Origin of the sequence: Pseudonocardia sp. ICBG1293, from assembly GCF_020131355.1 — a bacterium.
Classification (GTDB): domain Bacteria; phylum Actinomycetota; class Actinomycetes; order Mycobacteriales; family Pseudonocardiaceae; genus Pseudonocardia.
In genome coordinates, this window is the sequence record NZ_JAHLEL010000026.1 from 1 (window position 1) to 18,487 (window position 18,487).

The 18,487-nt window shown below is 68.5% G+C and carries 17 protein-coding genes; 12 read left to right on the top strand and 5 right to left on the bottom strand.

Translation table 11 applies throughout. The annotated features are described in order from the left end of the window. Positions 1-221, top strand: a 221-nt coding sequence (locus KPF47_RS12520) for a hypothetical protein (RefSeq protein ID WP_224389048.1), incomplete at its 5' end; no start/stop codon positions are given. Positions 222-246: 25 nt separating this feature from the next. Here KPF47_RS12520 and KPF47_RS12525 read toward each other — a convergent pair. Beyond that, on the bottom strand, positions 247-1,479 hold the full coding sequence (locus tag KPF47_RS12525; protein ID WP_224389049.1) for a hypothetical protein: 1,233 nt from the start codon (positions 1,477-1,479) through the stop codon (positions 247-249). A gap of 983 nt (positions 1,480-2,462) precedes the next feature. On the opposite strand from KPF47_RS12525, the gene KPF47_RS12530 reads away from it, so the two are divergent. The 3 genes from KPF47_RS12530 to KPF47_RS12540 are packed head-to-tail and all read left to right on the top strand — an operon-like array spanning position 2,463 to position 5,634. After that, on the top strand, positions 2,463-2,762 hold the full coding sequence (locus KPF47_RS12530) for a hypothetical protein (protein WP_224389028.1): 300 nt from the start codon (positions 2,463-2,465) through the stop codon (positions 2,760-2,762). After that, positions 2,759-4,003, top strand: coding sequence for a hypothetical protein (locus tag KPF47_RS12535; protein WP_224389029.1), 1,245 nt, complete (start codon positions 2,759-2,761; stop codon positions 4,001-4,003). Before KPF47_RS12530 ends, KPF47_RS12535 begins: the two co-directional genes overlap by 4 nt. Next, positions 4,000-5,634 carry a hypothetical protein gene (locus KPF47_RS12540; protein ID WP_224389030.1) on the top strand — a complete coding sequence of 545 codons (1,635 nt, stop codon included), beginning with the start codon at positions 4,000-4,002 and terminating at the stop codon, positions 5,632-5,634. The genes KPF47_RS12535 and KPF47_RS12540 overlap by 4 nt, the downstream gene beginning before the upstream one ends. A gap of 223 nt (positions 5,635-5,857) precedes the next feature. Here the strand turns inward: KPF47_RS12540 and KPF47_RS12545 are convergent, their stop codons facing one another. Next, complete coding sequence (locus tag KPF47_RS12545) at positions 5,858-8,860, bottom strand: Tn3 family transposase (RefSeq protein ID WP_224386186.1); 3,003 nt, start codon at positions 8,858-8,860, stop codon at positions 5,858-5,860. A gap of 179 nt (positions 8,861-9,039) precedes the next feature. Beyond that, the gene (locus KPF47_RS38680) at positions 9,040-9,171 is read right to left on the bottom strand and encodes a hypothetical protein (RefSeq protein WP_255659576.1); all 132 of its coding nucleotides are present in this window, start codon (positions 9,169-9,171) and stop codon (positions 9,040-9,042) included. 132 nt (positions 9,172-9,303) lie between these two features. Between KPF47_RS38680 and KPF47_RS12550 the strand changes: the two genes are divergently transcribed. The 6 genes from KPF47_RS12550 (at position 9,304) to KPF47_RS12570 (ending at position 13,462) form a co-directional block, all read left to right on the top strand. Further along, complete coding sequence (locus KPF47_RS12550) at positions 9,304-10,545, top strand: acetylxylan esterase (protein ID WP_224389050.1); 1,242 nt, start codon at positions 9,304-9,306, stop codon at positions 10,543-10,545. Next, positions 10,539-10,952 (top strand): hypothetical protein, encoded by a 414-nt coding sequence (locus tag KPF47_RS12555; protein ID WP_224389009.1) that lies wholly within the window; start codon positions 10,539-10,541, stop codon positions 10,950-10,952. Before KPF47_RS12550 ends, KPF47_RS12555 begins: the two co-directional genes overlap by 7 nt. Positions 10,953-11,160: 208 nt before the next feature. Continuing rightward, positions 11,161-11,433 (top strand): hypothetical protein, encoded by a 273-nt coding sequence (locus KPF47_RS12560; protein WP_224389010.1) that lies wholly within the window; start codon positions 11,161-11,163, stop codon positions 11,431-11,433. 217 nt (positions 11,434-11,650) lie between these two features. After that, on the top strand, positions 11,651-11,773 hold the full coding sequence (locus KPF47_RS38685) for a hypothetical protein (RefSeq protein ID WP_255659577.1): 123 nt from the start codon (positions 11,651-11,653) through the stop codon (positions 11,771-11,773). A gap of 788 nt (positions 11,774-12,561) precedes the next feature. Next, positions 12,562-13,215, top strand: a complete 654-nt coding sequence (locus KPF47_RS12565) for a hypothetical protein (protein ID WP_224389011.1) — start codon at positions 12,562-12,564, stop codon at positions 13,213-13,215. 103 nt (positions 13,216-13,318) lie between these two features. Next, the gene (locus KPF47_RS12570; RefSeq protein WP_224389012.1) at positions 13,319-13,462 is read left to right on the top strand and encodes a hypothetical protein; all 144 of its coding nucleotides are present in this window, start codon (positions 13,319-13,321) and stop codon (positions 13,460-13,462) included. An 82-nt stretch (positions 13,463-13,544) separates the two neighbouring features. Here the strand turns inward: KPF47_RS12570 and KPF47_RS12575 are convergent, their stop codons facing one another. Further along, complete coding sequence (locus KPF47_RS12575) at positions 13,545-14,843, bottom strand: hypothetical protein (protein ID WP_224389013.1); 1,299 nt, start codon at positions 14,841-14,843, stop codon at positions 13,545-13,547. Positions 14,844-15,372: 529 nt separating this feature from the next. Between KPF47_RS12575 and KPF47_RS12580 the strand changes: the two genes are divergently transcribed. Further along, on the top strand, positions 15,373-16,533 hold the full coding sequence (locus KPF47_RS12580; protein ID WP_224389051.1) for a hypothetical protein: 1,161 nt from the start codon (positions 15,373-15,375) through the stop codon (positions 16,531-16,533). Between the two features lie 189 nt (positions 16,534-16,722). Here KPF47_RS12580 and KPF47_RS12585 read toward each other — a convergent pair whose 3' ends face one another. Next, entirely contained in the window at positions 16,723-17,613 is an 891-nt protein-coding gene (locus tag KPF47_RS12585; protein ID WP_224389015.1) for a Scr1 family TA system antitoxin-like transcriptional regulator, read from the bottom strand. A gap of 380 nt (positions 17,614-17,993) precedes the next feature. On the opposite strand from KPF47_RS12585, the gene KPF47_RS40875 reads away from it, so the two are divergent. After that, the gene (locus tag KPF47_RS40875; protein ID WP_224389052.1) at positions 17,994-18,221 is read left to right on the top strand and encodes a WhiB family transcriptional regulator; all 228 of its coding nucleotides are present in this window, start codon (positions 17,994-17,996) and stop codon (positions 18,219-18,221) included. Positions 18,222-18,487: the final 266 nt, after the last annotated feature.

Consider the following 18,487-nt stretch of genomic DNA (forward strand, 5'->3'; position numbering starts at 1 on the left):
GCAGAGGGGGAAAGGAGTTTGGGGCGGCTGTGTTCTATGACAAGGTCGATGCTGACTTGAACGACGCTCCCCGTTGGAAGAGCTTCCTCGCTCTCAGTCGCGCGACACTCCAAGCTGTCATATCGGAGACACCTGAAGAGCAGACTGGCCTCACTCCCATCGCTCTCGGCGGACGCCTCACCTGGCAGCGATACCGCAAGGCTGCTGGGGAGCTGCGCTGAGTGCAGCTCCCCAGCAGCCAGCACATCATGGTTGAATCCAGACGCGGTAAGCGTCCCGGTCGATGACGCGGTTCCTTGAGAAGAACGCGCTGAGCTGTGACCCGCCCTGCTTGTTCTGCGCGTCATTGATCATGCACGAACTGTATCCAGTGGCGCCACGTATTCCTTGTCGCAAGTCAGCGACCTGGCAATACGGGAAGGTGCGGCCCGGCCCCTTCGGGGCTTGTTCAGCTCCCTGGTAGCTGGAGGCGAAGGGGTATTCGTCGCAGCTGAGCCCGGCAGGGCGGGTGTAGGTGCGTGGGCAGGCCCGGCCTCGGTTGTCCTTCGCGTCGTCTTTGTCCATGAGCCGGGTCAACGGTGGCCCCGACGGGTACGTGCCCGGGAGGCCTGAAGCTTGTGCGTCACCGATGTGACGGGCCAGCTCGCTGACGTCCCCGGTGCGGGAGTAGGCGATCGCGGGGGTGTGGCTCGGCACCACACAGCCTGGGCCGCGGCCCTTGATCACGTTGTCGCAGCGGACCGGGTGCGGCACGAACGTCGAGGAGAATTCCGGGGTCTGCCACTTCGGGTTGGTGAAGGTCAGGTCCACCGTGTTCTTGGCCGATCCGCTCTGTCCCGGTCCGGTCTTTGTGCTCCGGTAGTAGGTCTCCCCGGTGAATGGGAAGTTCGGGTTCAACGCCGGACTCGGCCCGAACGTGTTCGGCCCGTTAGGCGTGCACTCCGACATCTCGCCCGGTTGCGGAGATCCGCACGTTCCCAACCCGCGCACCGACGCCCCATAGCCGACACCCGTCGCACCCGCCAGCGACAACGTCGTCTGCACACCCCACACCGGATTCCCGGCATTCGTGTACGACAATGTACGGCGGTTCACGTTCAACGTGCCCAGCACGACCTTCGTGCGCTGCTCGAAAATCGTGATATTCACACGATCCCGTTTGCACTGCGCCGTCCGGTTCACCACCCAATCCGTGTACCCCTCACACTCCTTCGGATGCGCCACCAGATCAAACGCATCGGGATTCAGATCATACGACTGAAGGTGGTTCTCCGACGGCGGCGGAATAGTCACCTCCACACACGGGATACCACCCTCGCCCGTCGCCCGCGCGGAAATCTCATCAAAATGCTCGTGCAGATACTTACACGAACCGTCCCAAGAATCCTCTCCGGACCCGGTCCGGAACGTCTCCACACCCGGCCCGCCAGCAGTCGGTGCCGCCACCGATGAATCCGGACCCGGCGGCTCCGGCTCCACCGGCCGCGGCCCCTTCGACACAGACACAACCACCGAATCAGAAGGCTCCGCAGCAACCGCCCCGGAAATAGCACCCGCACTGACCACAAGGACCACCACGCTAACGGCCGCAGCCCGCCACGCTCTCGACAATTTCACCGTCGAAAGATACCCGCTGGTGGGGGGACAACTGTCAGCGGACGACGCCACCAGCAATAAGCACACGCTGCGACTAACCGAATACTTCCCGCCACCAACTCTAGTGACGCACGGTGAGATTCCGGGGGATGTCCCGAAACGACCCCCAACCCGTCACAACCCGTCACACCCGTCACAGATCTTCCGTCTGTGCAGGTCAGACCCAGATTTTGCCTGTGACGGGTTGAGGGGGTGTGACGGGTCAACCCGTCACACCCCCTCAACGAACCGCACGCTCACATGAGCCGAAGACCGCCCTGAGCGCAGTCTGACCAGTGGAAACAGTTCAAGATGGGAGGTCGCAAGCTATTCGTCACGTTCCGTGACAGAAGCCGCGGGGGTTCAGGCCGGTTCAGGCCGGTTCAGGATCGGTGCTTGACAGGCCCGCCGGGGGCGTGAGTTGCTGGTTAGGCGACCTCGCCGCCCGGCGGGCTGCGGTCGCCGCTCCGGCCTTGTGAACCGGGGGGGTGACCTAACCGAACGACCTACACGAATAGGTGGTCGGCTATGGGCCATGCTGCCCTTGGCATCCGTGTGTCTCTACCCCGGCACGGGGTTTCTCCCTTCGATCCACCCGCTCACGATCCCGATCCCGGCTCTGACCTGGGGGTTCACGGGTGCGGATGGTTCCCGGATGGGTTGACCGAACAGGTCATCGACCGTCTCTACGGCGACCTCCTCCACGGCTCCGACGAGCCTGACGGGCCGTCAGACGAGCCGGACACGGCACGACTGTTTCCGTTCCCGGCCCGCCGGCCTGTGGCCGTTTCCGCTGGCCAGCCGGTTATCGCGGGTGGTGAGGCGGCATGAACGCGTCACTTCGCCGGACCGTAGCCGCGATCGCTGACCGGGCCGTCGAGATCGCTGTCGTCGCCGCCCTCGGTGGGGCGACCATGTGGCTGACCTGGTGGTTCACCGCCCCGCTCGGCTTCACGGTCGGCTGGTGGATCGCCGCTGAGCTGCGCCTGCGGCGTGCCCGCCGCCTCGCCCCGGCTTCTTCTCCGCGGGCCGAACAGTGCCCCGCAGACGCCGTCTCACCGGCCGCTGTAACGCCCGCTGGGCAGGTTTCGGCTGGTCAGATGGGTGCGGGGAGGGCCGAGGCGTGACCACCACATCCTCTTCCTCGAACTACTCGTGGGCTGCAGCACGGGCGGCCGAGCGGCGCGAGACCCGCGCCCTGGAGGCCCGCCTCGCCCGCGAGGCCGCTGACGCTGCTGCGCGGCGCCGCCTGGAGATCGAGACCGCCCGCGGGGAAAGGACCCGGGCTGACCGGGCCGCGGCCGACCGCCGACGGACCGAACGTGCATCCGCACGTGCCGCAGCACGTTCTAGGGCTCTGACCTGGGCCTCCGCCCACATCGTCGAACTGCTCATCTACCCGATCGCGCTGCTGTCCTTCTGCCTGGCGGCTCCGGCGATGGCCGCCTACGGCGCCCACCTCTACGGACCGCTCGGCGTCCTCCTGGCCGGGATCACGGAGCTGGGCATGTGGGTCTTCGCTCTCGCCGTCGTCGCCTCACGACACCAGGCCCCGGAGCGCCCGGTGACCGGGTTGCAGGCCGGGGTGGTGCTGTTCTCCCTGGTCGCCGCCTCGATGAACCTGCTCCACGGCCTCCACCAGGGCGTCACCGCCGCTGTGGTGATGGCGGTCGTCTCGATCGCCGGAGTGCTCGCCCACCAGCTCACCCTGGCCGGAGCACCGCGCTCGCGAGCCGAACGCCGCACGGCGCGACTGGAGACGCTGGTGGCGGCGAAGACCGACCGCGCGCGACGCCTCGCCATCGCCGACGCGGTCGCGGTCATCAGCCCGGACGGGACCGCCGCCCTGACCTACCGCACCGGCATTTTCCAGGTGAGCCGCCGGGCTCTCGCCGCAACGACGGCGCCGAGACGACCGGCCACGCCGGCCCCTCATAGCGGCATCGCGGATGACTGGGACTCGGCCCTCGCCGCCCTGATCGAGAGCGCGGGATACGGCGGCTCGCAGCTCACCACCGACCACGACCCGGGCCTCGACTCTGGGGTCGACCCGCACCTCGACGATGATCATGGCGGGGGTGTCGCCGTCCTCGACCGCACGCCGGAGGAGCCGGATCGGGAGTCGAGGCCTGACCTGCGACAGTCGACCCACCCAAGATCATCGTCGACCCTAGGAGTCGACCCCGACCATGATCGTGAAACCGGGCCGACTCCCCGCAGCCTGGATGATCTTCGACGGCTGCTCCGGGCCGCGGTCGCCGACGGCCGGGTCGACCCGTGTTCGGCCGAGTCGATCCGCCGCACCCTGCGCTGCTCGGCACAGCGGGCACGCCAGCTCCGTGATGAGCCCGCCGGGGGCGCGCGATGAACCGCGACGACGGCCGGGGGAAGAACGAGAAGGTGGGCGGCGCCAGCCCAGCCCACCACGCGTCATCAGGGGACGAGCTGGCGCCGGTCATCTCTCTACACCACCGCACCGACAACACCGACCAGCCGGTGGTGGTCGAGGGCGAGATCGTGGCCTGCGGCCCGCAGACAGACACCACGACCTCCAGGGCGCCGGGGACTGGGGTGGTGTCGCGGCAGGGCCTCTACCGTCATGACGTCGTGACGGCACGACGGCATGCCGTCACTGTAGCCACCTCGACGACAGCGGTGTCGACGGCGAAAGGCCTGGTCAGGAACACGTGGTTCGTGTTCTCCGGGGCCGGTGTGTTGGTGTCGCGGTGGCGGGACACCCACGGCACCACCCGCTACGAGCGTCAGATGCGCGCTGCTGAGGCCGCCTGCGACCACGAGCGCCTGTTGGAGTGGGAGGCCCGCGACACCGCCGAAAAGGCCCGCCGTCACGGGCGGGTCATGGACTGGGTCAACGCCCCCCTGGCCTGGGTCCGTGCCGCCGGGACCGCTGTCCTGGGCGTGCTGGGCCTGCTGGTCGGCCTCGGTGTCGTCCTCGCGATCGCCGCACGCGATGTGTCCCTGGTCGTCGCCCCGATCGTCGGGGTGATCGACGCGGTCGCGTGGGTGGTCATGTTCGTGACCATCTACGCCTCCCTGCTCGGTGCTGTTGCCCTGGCTGGGATGGTGATCGGGTTGTGGGCGCTCGGCCGGGCCCGGACCGAGGTCCCGACCTGGGTCGCACCCCCCGGCGAGGACGACACCGGCGGTCGGGACGTGATCCCGGACGAGCGGGCGGTGGTCAACGCGCTGCGCCACCTGGGCATGGGCGCGCTGAACGCGAAGTTCAAGGCCGGATGGCAGCCGCGCTGGATCCAGCCACCCGTCCACGACGGCCGCGGCTGGCACTGCCAGTTCCTGCTCCCCGAGGGCGTCACCGTGGACATGCTCAACCGACGCAAGGACGTCTTGGCCCACAACCTGCTCCGCCTGCCGGTGGAGGTGTGGCCGACCGAGCCGCGCGACCAGCCGGGGGTGCTGGACCTGTGGGTCGCCGACCAGGGCTCGTTGACCAGGCCGGTGGCGCCGTGGCCGCTGCTCACCGAGGGGACGACCGACTACTTCACCGGCGTCCCGGTCAGCGTCGACCCGCGGGCGAACGTGGTGAACGCGCGACTGTTCGGGAGCAACTGGGGCGTCGCCGGGATGATGGGATCGGGCAAGTCCACCCTCATCATCACCGCCCTGGCCGGGGCCGTGTTGGACCCGCTGGTCGAGATCGACATCTACTGCATGGCCCACAACGCCGACTACGACCCGTTCGCGCCGGTCGCCCGAACGCTGTTCGTCTCCGACGACCCGGACGAGGTGCCGACGGTCCTCGACGGGCTCAAGGCATTGATGTCGGAGCTGTCGCAACGAGGACGGAAGCTGTCCGCGGCAGGCGAGCCGAAGCTGACGCGGAAGCTCGCCACCAGCGATCGGTCGATGCGCCCGCGTGTGGTCGTGATCGATGAGTGTCAGGAGCTGTTCGTCTCCCCTGTCGGGGGCGCCGTAGTATCCGGAATTTTTCGGGCGGATATGGAGGATGCAGGGCTGTGACCTCGTGGTTCGTGGGGATAGGTCAGATAAGCCGCGATTATCGCGTGTCTCAATCTATCGAGGCGGAAGCGACCATGGACTCGTCTCGACAGCAGTGGCCACGGAGTGCGCTGCCAGAGACGACAGTGGGTCTGAGCAGCGACGATGGGTGCTGTGGTGGCTGGCCAGTGAGTGAAACTTGCCCGATGACGGGGGCGTCGCGTCGTGAGGACGGCGAACCTGATCAGAACAGGGTGTCGCGGACACGTAGTGGTCGGTAGCCGGTCGGGCTGAGTTGGGCGAGTTCGCCGTCGATGTCGACCTCGATGGCGCCGAAGAAGTTGATGTTCTCCGAGTGGGCCGGGGAGATGTGGGCCAGGACCTCGTCGTCGATGCGGCGACCGGCGGCGCGCATCTGCTCGACGGCCAGGCCGTAGTACTCGGTCGTCCAGGTGACCACGGCGTTGGTGACGAGGGTGAGGCACCACGCCTGCTCGGTCTGTCCCTCCAGGTGTCGGGCGCGGATCATGCCCTCGTGGGCGTAGAGCAGGTCCCGCTTGAGCGCGTGCAGCGACTCGCCCTTGTTCAGCTGCCGGGAGATCTTGCGCCGGTAGGCCGGATCGGACAGGTACCGGGCGGTGTAGACGGTTCTGCGCAGCGCGCCGTACTCCTTGAGCGCCGCGGCGAGCGCGTTCTGCCGCCCGGACGCCGAGAGTTTCCCGACCAGTAGCGATGCGGTGGCGTGCCCGAACTTCAGCGACCCGGCCAGGCGCAGCAGGTCGTCCCAGTGCTCGGCGATCAGGTCGGTGTTGAGCTTGCGAGCCAACAGCGGCCCCGTCAGGGGGAACGCCGTCTCGGCCGCCGCCTTCGCACCCGTCCGGTAGAGAGTGATCTTGCCCAGGTCCCGGATCCGCGGTGAGAGCTGCAACCCGAGCAGGTCGAACAGCCCGAAGTTGACCAGGGTGACGCCGTGCGTGTCGGTGGCGTGCTCGGTGATCGGGATGTCGGTCGCGTTGCCGAGGATCTCGTCCAGGACGTAGTGCGCCTCGCGTTTCGTGGCGACGATGATCTTCGTGCCGTAGGTGGTATGCTGATCGGTCACGTGCGTGTAGGTCGACAGGCCCTCGTGCGCAAAATACCTGCTCAGAGCCCTGGCGGTGACCGACTTACCTCGCGTCGGGAACCGCTGACCGTCCGAAGAGGACAGCGTGCCGGTGCCGAACACCGGGGTCAGCGGCAGGCGCTGGTGGTAGCCGATCAGCGCCAGGTTCGCCGCCCGCAGCGTTTCCTCCCGTACGTACCACTCGGCGGTCCAGGCCAGGATGTCGTAGGAGATCCCGCACGCGTCCGCCATCCGTGTGAGCCCGAGGTTGGTGGACTGGGCGAGCAACACCGCGATCAGGTTCCGCTTCAGCTCGCGCGTGCGGGCCTGCTTGCCGCCGGCGTGGGTGAAGCAGTCCAGGAACCCGGTGCGCTTGTCCATCTCGATCAGCAGCGACACGATCGGCGCGAACGGCAGCATCTCGGTCAGCTCCGCCTTCAACGCTCTCGCCTCGGCCGGGATGTCCTCCGCGGTCAGCGGGGAGATCACCAGATCGCCGTCGTCGTCCAGGCGGACCGGGCCGTCGCCGTGGGCGAGCGTCGTTTCCAGCTTGCCCAGCGCGGTGTGCAGCTCGTCTTCGGCCTCGGCCAGGCCGGTGGCGGCGTCGGAGGGTTTGCCGACCAGTCGGCAGAACTCCGCCCGCTGATCCGCCCACTTGTCCTCGGTGAGCAGGTAGGCGGCCGGGTCGGAGTAACGGCGGCTGCCCGGCACGAACACGTCCCCGGTGCGCAGCCCGTCCCGCAGGGCCAGCAGCACGCACAGCTCCCAGTAATGCCGATACGCCGTCGCGCTGCGGTTCGCCGCGGCGGTGTCCAGGTAGCCGCGGAAGCGGGCCGGGACGAACCCGCTCGGCGCGTCGTCGGGGACCTTGCGGGCGCCGGTGGCGTTGAGCTCCCGCAGGATCGCCACCGCCTCCAGCAGCTCGGCCGCGGCGGTGCCGCCGGCGAAGGTCACGGCGTCGAGGACGTTCGGGGTGAACTGGCGCAGGTACCCGTACGAGCCGTCCAGCGCGGCGAGGTGCCCGTGATCGCGCGGCAGCGGCGGCAACGCGCTCGACTGCGCCGAACGCAGCCGGTCCCAGCCGACCCGCTCGCCCCGGATCAGACCGCCGACATCGCCGTCCGGCACCGCCGGGTCGGCCACGATGGCCAAGATCGCGTCCAGAAGCTCCTGGCGGTCCTCCCCGGACTTGGCGCGTTCGGCCAGATAGTCCCGCATCCTGTGCGCGGCCTTGCTCTCCCGCGCCGAGAGCGCCTGGTCGAACAGCGCCACCACCTCGTCGAGCACCTCGGTCGCCGACTGGGCCAGCAACGTCAGCAAGATCGGGTACCGGCGTTCCGGCTCCCGCCGTTCCAGCGCTTGGGCGGTGAGGCGGCGACCGACCGTGGCCAGGAACCGGCGGCGTTCGGCCGGCAGCACCGACAGGTCCAACGCGTGGGCGTCCATTCCGCGCAGGAACTCCAGCTTCGCGATCTCGGCCTTCACCGCCGCGGGCGAGGCCTCCACCGGCCCCTTCCCCAGCCACCGCAGCCGGGTCATCCCGATCTCCGAATCCACCACCAGCAGCCCGTCCAGCCCGACGCGGCGGGCGTCGGTGAACTCGTGCGCCAACCGGTCGAACGTCTCCTGCCGGGCCACCTCGCGGGCGTGGGCGACCCGCTTGACCACCGTCACCGGTCCCGGCCGGATCACCCGCGCCGAGATCAGGAACTCGCACGCCAGCCGGAACAGCAGCGTCGGCGAATCATGCTCCATCGCCCGCGCCAGCAGGAACTCGTCGAGCTCCTTGATCTCCAGCGTCGTCGGCGGCCGCCACCCCAGATACTGCGCCGCCAGCCGAAGATGCTCGGTGCGGGTCTTCGCCCGGCGCCCATACGAACCGATCACGGCCGGATCCACGCGCAACTGCTCAGCCAGGCGCACCACCGCCGCCTGCGGCGCCGACGCCACCTCATCCGGCACGAACCCCAACCACGACAACGAGCACACCGCGACCGCCAGACCCAGCCGATCCGCCGCGCCCCGGCCCCGACCGGGATCAACAAACGCAACGTCCGCCGGGGCCAGCGTGAAGAACCGGAACAACTCCTCCCGGCCGATCTCCGGGAACCGCCGCAGCCTCTCCAGCTCGACGTCTGTGAACACCGGAGCGACCACCCGACAACCTCCCGACCAGAACCCCAGAAACCCCCTGGTCAGGAGCCTACCCAGCCATATCCGCCCGATTATTCCCGGATACTACGGCGACCCCCAGATGCTCGACAACATCCTCAGCAGCCGCACGCCCGCTCAACCGCACCCGGTCGATCTGCTTAGAGGTCGTTTCAGAACGACTTGTCGAGTTTCCATTGACCCCTCGACGACAGATCAAACGGCAGGTCAGATAGCCGCTTGTCGTCTACAACAGACACGTCGACCTCGTTCTGAAATGACCTCTTACTACGCCGCTCCACCACCCGCGCCGTCTTCCGACGTTGCGCCCGACTCCCCACGACTCACCTTCCCCGCGTAGCAGCGTGCTACTGGCCCGTAGTGTCAGTCGCGCCACCACCCGAGCCAGCGCAGTCGCTGGCGTTGTTGTGGCGGTGGTGGTCTGCGCGGGTGCCGGCCTCGGCGGCGCCGGCACCCGCGCCGATCCCCGGCCCGGCACCACGACCGCGGTGACGACGACACCCCACAACACGACCCGCACGTCGGATCCGGAACCCGACACTAGCGGTGATCCGGACCTACCGGGCAACCCACTGGTTACCGGCGGGTCACATCCCGACACCCTCGGTGCGTGGGAGACCCAACACCGCCCGCAGCTCCTCGAGGCGTTCGGTGAACACGTCTACGGCCACCCGCTGCCCGCCCCGGACGACATGACCTTCGACGTCACCGACCTCGGCGCCACTGACGACGGGGCGGTCGGGAAGAAGATCGTCATCGAAGTGACCGGCCCGGTCGGGGCGGCCCGGTTCACCCTGCGCCTGTTCACACCCACCGCGCGAGAAGTCGAGCGAGAAGTCCACGGGACATTCTTGCTGATCGATCACCGCGGCGCCGTCACCGACACCGGCTCGGACAGCGACTACGCGCCGATCGCCCAGATCACCGGTGCTGGTCACGCGCTCGCCGTCCTGGATGCGGTCGAGGTCGCACCGGACGACCTCGACCGCTACCGGGACGGCGTCATCAGCGCCTTCCACCCGGCGGGCACCGAGCTGCCCGACACCGCGGGGCGCACGATCGCCGCGTGGGCCTGGGCCGCGTCCCGCGCCCTGGACTACCTGCACACCGACGACGCCACCCGGTCCGGTGTCGACCCGGCACGGGTTGCGGTGATCGGGCACTCCCGCAGCGGCAAGGCCGCGCTGTGGGCCGGCGCCCAGGACCCGCGGTTCCCGGTCGTGATCTCCAACAACTCCGGCGCCGCCGGGGCGAAGCTCGCTGACACCGGACGAGGCGAGTCCATCGACGCCCTGACCAGCGCGTTCCCGCACTGGTTCCCACCCGCCTACCGCACCTACGCCGGCCGCCCCGACGCGCTGCCGGTCGACCAGCACCAACTCCTCGCGCTGATCGCGCCCGGCCGCCTGGTCGTCGCCTCCGCCACCGACGACGTCACGGCGGACCCGCAGGGCGAACACGCCGCCTACCGAACAGCTGAACCGGTGTGGGCGCTCTACGGACTGCCCGGCACCGGACTCCCCGACAGTACCTGGCCGCCGCCGACGGACCGGGCCTATCGCGGGCCGGGCATGTCCTACCACCTGCGCACCGGCGCCCACGGCCTCACTACCGACGACTGGCGCTTCTACCTGCACGGAGACCTCTTCCGATGGTGACCACCACCCGACCGCAACCCACCACGATCGGGCACGACCGAACCACCGCGGACGTCAGCGCCGACACCCGCGACGACCGCGACGACACCGCGTCGCTGATCTACGTCGTCCCGCACGACCAGCTCGTCCCCGACCTGCACCCGCGCCTCTGGGCGTTCCGGACCGGAGAAGCAGTGTTCGCCACCGGCTACCTCGTCGGCCTCCTCGAAGCACCGTGCCTGACCTACCTCCGACGCCACGCCCAGGCCGGGCAGACACCGGTCGGCACCCGGGTCGAGGTGGCGCATCGGGCGCCGTCGATCCCCGGAAGACCGCCTCCACGTCACCGCACGACGCATCAGCACCACCAGTCACCGATGTCACTTCATCGTGGCTGCGCGCGATCAGCGCGGGGTCCTGGTCGCTGACGGCCACGTGACGGCGCACCTGGTCGACACCACCGCATTCCGCGCGCGGCTCCGACAGCGATCGCGAGTACACGACCGGGCAGCTGACCTGGCGCCTCGGCGAACGCGGCTTCACACCACCCCGACGACAGGCACGACACGACAGCAACGGAGACACAGCAGCATGAACAACTACTCGACTTTCCCGAACGGCCCCAGGATGACCGACGTGAGCGGTCTGCGGTGGGACGACGCCACCAGCAGCTACCGGTGCCCGACCTGCACACAAGCGCCGCGGGCGCTGATGCTCGGCCAGGTAGAGGCGCTGGTCTGCGGGGACTGTGCGACCTACTGGCTCACGCCCACCGCCGCCGGGCGACAGGATCTCGAAGCAGTCGAGGACGACTACCGCGCGGCGGGATGTCTCGACAGCGACCCGATCAACTCGGGTGACAGCGCCGCTGCGGGCCGTGTGGGGCCAGCTACGGCGCGGGCGGCGTAGGGCCGGTGGATCCGCGTGATCCTGGGGCAGGCGGTAGCGGGCGATCCCGTCGGGACTCGACCCGCTACCGTCTGCACTCAAGCAATGACTGCGCCGCCCTTGTCTTTTGCCAGAGCCAAGGCGCCGCAGCCCCACCACGAGCATCCGACTCGGTTGCTCTGACTCGCGAAGTGCCCGCCGAAGCGGGCCCTTCGAGGAGATAGGAGGCAGCGTACTCATGACTCGCCGACTGGTCGACCTCGACCTCGACCTCGACCAGGCGTACGCACCACCGGTGGTGGTTGTCCCGTTTGTGTCTGCTGACCTGGCCGTCAGCGTCCTGGTTGGGGGTGTGCGGTGAGCGCGTTGGTGATGACCCGGCCTGGGTGTGATGAGGCCGAGGATGGTTTGCGGGAGGGGCGTGGGTTCCCGTTCTCGATGGTCGGGGACTTCGTGGCGCTGTCCGGGGTGTCTTCGCGGGCGGTGCACGTCTACAACTTGCTGCGCGGGCACGTGAACGTCGCCCAGGGCGATGACCGGGCCTGGCCCGGTCTGCGGGGGATGGCCGACACGATCGGCCTGCGCAAGATCGACTCCGTGATCGCCGCGATCCGCGAGCTCCAAGCGATCGGCGCGGTCGATGTCGAGACCGCCACGACCGCGACCGGGCGGCGCAACATCTACACCGTCCACCTCGCTCCGCCGCCCGGCTACACCGGCCTGGCCAGCTTCCAGGAGCTCTACGAGCACCGCGCTCGAGTCGCAGCACGGGCCGCCGCGGAGGCCGCCGCGAACGCCCCGTCCGGGCCCCCACCACCCGCCGCCCAGGCCGCGAGATCGTGCCCGGCGACCCGCCGCACCCCCCGCCACCCGCATACATCCGCAGGTCACGGGGGGTCATCCCTAAAATTGGATCACCCGTTTGGGGGATCATCCCTTTTTTCGGATGATGGGTCATCCGAAAAAAGGGATGAGAACAAGACGAACAGGGGGGGGACGCGCGAGCGCGCAAGCCGACCGGCCGAGCAGGTGGCTGAGCCTGGCCCCCCCCGGAGCTCTCGACCAGAGCCCCGACCCGGAGGAGCCGGACCGGAGCCGACCGCGGCACAGCCCTCGACCCCGTCCGCGGCCGGCCCGGAGGCGTCGTTGGTGAGCGAGCTAGGTGCGGTGACCGCGGCCCTGGCCCAGGTCGCCGCACAGCTGACCACCGCGCTCACCGCGCAGCCCACCGCCGGACCGCTGGCGACCGCACCGGCCGCGGCCGAGCAGGTCGTACTACCCGCGATCGCCGCCACTCCGGACCCGGACCGGCCCGAGACCTGGAAATGCCCCCGCCACCTCGCCCACCCCGACCCCCACGATCGACCCTGTAGAGGCTGCGGAGCAGCCCGCCGCCACCACGAAGCCCTCCGAGACCTCCAGGCCGCCCAGGCCGCCCAGGCCGCCCAGGCCGCCCAGGCCGCCCAGAAACGATCTGAAACCGCGCACCGGGCACGGGAAGCCCGGGCGGCCTGCACCGACTGCGACGACTACGGCCACATCATCGATCCCGACACCGGCCACACCTACGAGCACTCGCTGCGCTGCGACCATGACGGCCGCGCCACCGACCGGATCACCCGACACCGCCAGTACCTCACCGCACACGCCGCCAAGGCCGCTCAGACCGGGGGACCTGTCCCGGGCGCGGCAGCCCGCGCCGAGATCCGCGCCCACCTCGCCGAACTCGCCACCCGCCGCACCAACCAGCACACCACCCGCCCGGATCACCCACTACCGCCGACACCGAAAGCATGGAGATAACCGCCCGGCGTGCATCGACGGCACGGCTGCGCCGGGATCACGTGCTGGTGACAACCAGCGCCACCGCTGGCGTCCCCGCAGCCCGGACACGCACAGTGCGCGCATGGACACACCACGCAACGCCCCCGACGATCAGGGCGATCTGCTGCCCTGGCCGACCTGGATGTCCGGCCCGGACCGTTCCGCTGCTGCTGCGGCGGATGAGGCCGACACCGTCGTGCGCGGCCGCGCCGCCCTGGGGCCTTGACCCCGTGTCCAAGATCCGGGGTCAAGGCCCGCTCACCATGACCTGGCGCTGACGGCCTGCGGAACCGGTCACCTGCGGTTGGTCATGCAGGCTTGCTACGACCGAGTAGCGCGTTCACGCTCACCAGACCAGTCTCGGTCCGGGTGCTCGCTGAGTCCGTCTGTGAGCCCGTCTGCTTCGCAGTCGCGGCGGTGACGCGTTCGGAGGGGGGAAGGATGCCGCGGGCCCGCAGATTGCGTTTCGCGGCCGTTGCCGTGCGGGGGGCGTCGATCATGCGGTCGACTCGGGCCAGGGCCGGTTCGTGTCCGTGGTCCCAGGACTGAGTCAAGAACAGCTCGGCCTTGGCCAGCTTCGTCTCGCCCGGCAACGCCTCGTAGCGGGCAGTCCACTCCGGGGTCTCGACCGCGTGGTCAACAGTGTGATCAGCAGCCGCGTCGTGGTCGGTGGTCTCGTCCTCACCGGATTCAGCGCGCACCACGGTAGGCAGGACCAGCGTCGCCTCGCTGTCGGCGTTCACGGGGCCTGTGTGTACGCTGCCTGTCTCGACCGCGTCATCAGCAGCGATCTCCGGTCCGGCCGGGGCTCCCGGCGACGGTGAGTTCTTGGTGGGAGCCGTCGGAGAGATGAGCCGGTGGCGGCGGTCGAGGTGGTAGGTGCCGTCGTGATAGACGAGCTGCGCGGTGCCGTCGGCGGCGATGACGATCGCGGCCGCGCGTAACGCTGCGTGCTGGGCACGGTCGATCTTGACCGCGGCCCGCGCGGCCAACTGGTCGGCGCGGCGCTCGGCGCGTGAGCGCGGGGCCCCGGCCAGGGTTAGCTGGTGCGCGACGATCCCGGCGACCGACACGACGGCCATCACCAGAGCGACCGTCCACCCGCCGCCGGCCTTGTGCAGGCCGTGGGTGAAGTTCATCCCGGCTGCTCCGAGGGAGAACACGACCACCCCGACTCGCAGACCGGCCACAGGCCGGTGCGGGTGTCGGTGCCGGGATGCGACAACAGCGAGGGCGAAGGCCCACATCCCCAGCTCCGTGATCCCGGCCAGCAGGAACCCGGTCGCCCCGAAGATCACGCTCCCGTAGGCGGCCATCGCCGGAGCGGCTAGCGCGAACGACAGCACCGCGATCGGATAGATCAGTAACTCCACCACGTGCGCGTCCAACCACGACAGTGCCGCCTGCCGGGCATCGGATCGGGTTTCTGCCCGGGTCTTGCGCTGCTCGGCTTTCCGGCGCTGGGCGGCGTCTCGCGCGATCCGGTCTCGTTTCTCGCGGGCATTCTGTTCGGCGATCTTCCGGCGCGCGGCGGCGTCAGCGTCTTCTCGCGCCAGACGCGCTTCCAGAGCGCGGGATTCCCGGCGGTCACGCGCGTGCTGCGCCATCCACGACGTCGGAGACCCGGCTGATGATGTTGCTCCGGAAGGACGGAACTCTCGAACAGTCATGCCTGACCTCTTTCCTGGGGGCCGCGGACAGTGTCACGTTCAGCGATTCGTTGACGATACTGACGGGACTTCCCGGTCCGAGCGGGTTTCGCCGGGTCCCCATTATCCACCCGGAGCTGGATCGCTCCCCGAGACATCCCTACAAGCTCCGCCATCCGCCCGAATGACACCGACCGGGTCCGCCGGACCGCGACATACAAAGCAGGATCCACCGCCTCATACGCAGCCCGGTGAATATGAAGCAGATCCACCACCGTCTGCACCGACGCCTCCGACCCGGTCGCGCCGTCGACGATCTCCCGGATAACCCGCAACGCCCGGACTGCGGTGGGACTGGGCGGCAATAGCGGTTCAGGCACGGAACGACGCGGCGGGAACAACCCAACACCTCCAGAGACGAACACCCACCACTGTACACCCTCTTGAACTTCTCGGCGATCGCGGTGGGGCTCGGCGATCGCGATGGGTGGCGATCGCGATGGGTGGCGATCGCGATCGCGGTGGCGATCGCGATGGGTGGCGATCGCGATGGGTGGCGATCGCGATCGCGGTGGCGATCGCGATGGGTGGCGATCGCGATCGCGGTGGCGATCGCGATGGGTGGCGATCGCGATCGGCGGTGGCGATCGCGATGGGTGGCGATCGCGATCGCGGTGGCGATCGCGATGGGTGGCGATCGCGATCGCGGTGGCGATCGCGATGGGTGGCGATCGCGATCGCGGTGGCGATCGCGATGGGTGGCGATCGCGATGGGTGGCGATCGCGATGGGTGGCGATCGCGATGGGTGGCGATCGCGATCGCGGTGGCGATCGCGATGGGTGGCGATCGCGATCGCGGTGGCGATCGCGATGGGTGGCGATCGCGATCGCGGTGGCGATCGCGATGGGTGGCGATCGCGATCGCGGTGGCGATCGCGATGGGTGGCGATCGCGATCGCGGTGGCGATCGCGATGGGTGGCGATCGCGATCGCGGTGGCGATCGCGATGGGTGGCGATCGCGATCGCGGTGGCGATCGCGATGGGTGGCGATCGCGATCGCGGTGGCGATCGCGATGGGTGGCGATCGCGATCGCGGTGGCGATCGCGATGGGTGGCGATCGCGATCGCGGTGGCGATCGCGATGGGTGGCGATCGCGATCGCGGTGGCGATCGCGATGGGTGGCGATCGCGATCGCGGTGGCGATCGCGATGGGTGGCGATCGCGATCGCGGTGGCGATCGCGATGGGTGGCGATCGCGATCGCGGTGGCGATCGCGATGGGTGGCGATCGCGATCGCGGTGGCGATCGCGATGGGTGGCGATCGCGATGGGTGGCGATCGCGATGGGTGGCGATCGCGATCGCGGTGGCGATCGCGATGGGTGGCGATCGCGATCGCGGTGGCGATCGCGATGGGTGGCGATCGCGATCGCGGTGGCGATCGCGATGGGTGGCGATCGCGATCGCGGTGGCGATCGCGATGGGTGGCGATCGCGATGGGTGGCGATCGCGATCGCGGTGGCGATCGCGATGGGTGGCGATCGCGATCGCGGTGGGGCTCGGCGATCGCGATCGCGATCGCGATGGGGCGTGGCGTCAAGTCACGAGCAGACGGCCCCGGGCGGCGACGCACCAGGAAGCACCCTGAAAGAACCGAGCCAGGCAACCGGCGCGCTTGCCTACGTCACGTTCTGTGCTTGTCCAGCAGGTAGACAAACCACTGGACAAAGACTGGACAAGCAGCTGAATTTCGGCGTCCTACGCGCGCCCGGGCCCGGGCGCGCGTAGGACGCACACTAGCACGCCCAGTCTCGTTGTCCACTGGACAACTGGACAATCACACGCCGTCACACTCGCCGCCGGCGCTGGTGCCGGACCCGCCGCTGTTCATCTCCCGAGCGATGCTCTCGACGACCTCGATCGCCTGGTCACCACGCCAGCTGTGCCGCTGGTAGGTGCGGAACTGGTTGATGTGCCGCTGCACACTTTCGTGGTCCTCGTTGGCGTGGCTCTGGCCGGGACTAAGGGCCAAGTTGCTAGCCCCCTCATTGGGGGCCATGTAGACGACTGCGTCCAATCCATATGCAGGATCAAGTTCGACATTTCCGGACAGAATGGAAAGAGTGATCAAATTGCGCTTGGCTAGCGAGGTGATTCTGTCCAGCTGGTCGACCATCACATGAGTTCCACCAAACTTCTGCCTGAGTAGACATTCGGTTACGACGACCTCCATCTTTCGGGGAAAAGTGTAGAGGATGTTTTGGCGGTCGATACGCTCCGCAATTTTGACGGCTATGGTTCGCTTCGAGCTGTAGGTGGTAGAGTGAAAAAAGTGGCGCATGTATGCGGCTGACTGAAGAAGGTCTGGCACGAAAGAGCTGTGCCAGGTTAGGATGGATGCGGCCTCGAGTTCGATGGATTCGACGTCGCCGCGCCGCGCCTGCCATCCATTTAGGCTTGAATTGCGCTGCGGCGCTGACTTCCTTGGCGCGGCGTCGATTTCTGCGAGCAGCTCCGCTAGGGAGTCAGAGGGGGCCCTTGTGGCTCGAAGCCATTCCTGTGTCTCTTGTTTGGTGACGTGCGATTTCCCTAATTCGATCCGACTGACTCGCGATTGGTCACATCCGATGGCGTCGGCTAATGTTCGCCCAGACATTCCCGCTGTGAGGCGGAACTTTCGCAAGCGTGCGCCGAGTTGGGCCCAGGGATTGTTCTGGCGAGAAGTCACGCCCCCCCCGTTGCGTCTGAATGTTGTCTCGTTATGGACTCTGAGTTAGCGGGCTGCTCTGACTGTGAAGGCTGCCCTTGGTGGGGACTGGTCGCCCCCTCCACTGTCGGCTGCAGCTCCGGCGCTGCCGCAGGCGGGGGCTTGACTTGCGTGCCAGCCCCCTGCAAGCTGAGGTGGTCGATGTAAGAACTTCCAGTTCCTGCATTGGCTACATAAGTTGAGTGGTTGGGCCTCGGCGGGTTGAGAGCCGCCGAGGCCCTTGTAGGCCACCCAGAGTGCGAAGAGGTGACCCACGTGGTCGAGCGTAGTCCTGTCTTTGACGACGATCCGGGGCCTGGAGCTCCGGTCCCGGTCGAGTTGTCGTCCCATCCAGCACGGCACTGTCTCGATGTCGACCCGGGTGTTTCTTCCCGGTCAGTGAACTGGGTGTGCTGCAGGCTCGTCTCGTGTGCACGGGCTGCCCGGTGCGTGTCGCGTGCCGGGAGTGGGCGACAGCGACGGGCGAGTACGGCGTGTGGGGCGGCACGACCCGCGAGGAGCGCACCGCTCAGCGGCACGTAGCCATCGCCGCCGTCGCGGCGGTTGACGGTCGGGCGGTGGCGGCCTGATGTCGACCTCGGCGGGGACGGTTCATCTGCCTGCTCTGAGTGCTCGGCGTGCGGATGCGGTGTTGCGTCGCAGTCAAGTCCGCCGGGACATGTTCGTATCGGCGTACGGGCAGGCGTCCCGCCGGTCGAGCGCTTGATCGCGGCGTTCGCCGCCGTGCGAGCGACGCTTCCTAAGAACCGGGCCGGGTCGCCAGAGGTCATGCGGGCGGATCGATCGCATCGCCGACGACCTGGCCGACCTGTTCGTCGAGCTCCACGCCGGCCAG

Excerpts from the sequence above, each read along its gene's own strand:
- KPF47_RS12555 (WP_224389009.1), top strand. The coding sequence starts at position 10,539 with ATGGTGACCACCACCCGACCGCAACCCACCACGATCGGGCACGACCGA.
- KPF47_RS12570 (WP_224389012.1), top strand. The coding sequence starts at position 13,319 with ATGGACACACCACGCAACGCCCCCGACGATCAGGGCGATCTGCTGCCC.
- KPF47_RS12530 (WP_224389028.1), top strand. The coding sequence starts at position 2,463 with ATGAACGCGTCACTTCGCCGGACCGTAGCCGCGATCGCTGACCGGGCC.
- KPF47_RS12540 (WP_224389030.1), top strand. The coding sequence starts at position 4,000 with ATGAACCGCGACGACGGCCGGGGGAAGAACGAGAAGGTGGGCGGCGCC.
- KPF47_RS38685 (WP_255659577.1), top strand. The coding sequence starts at position 11,651 with ATGACTCGCCGACTGGTCGACCTCGACCTCGACCTCGACCAGGCGTAC.
- KPF47_RS12575 (WP_224389013.1), bottom strand. The coding sequence starts at position 14,843 with ATGGCGCAGCACGCGCGTGACCGCCGGGAATCCCGCGCTCTGGAAGCG.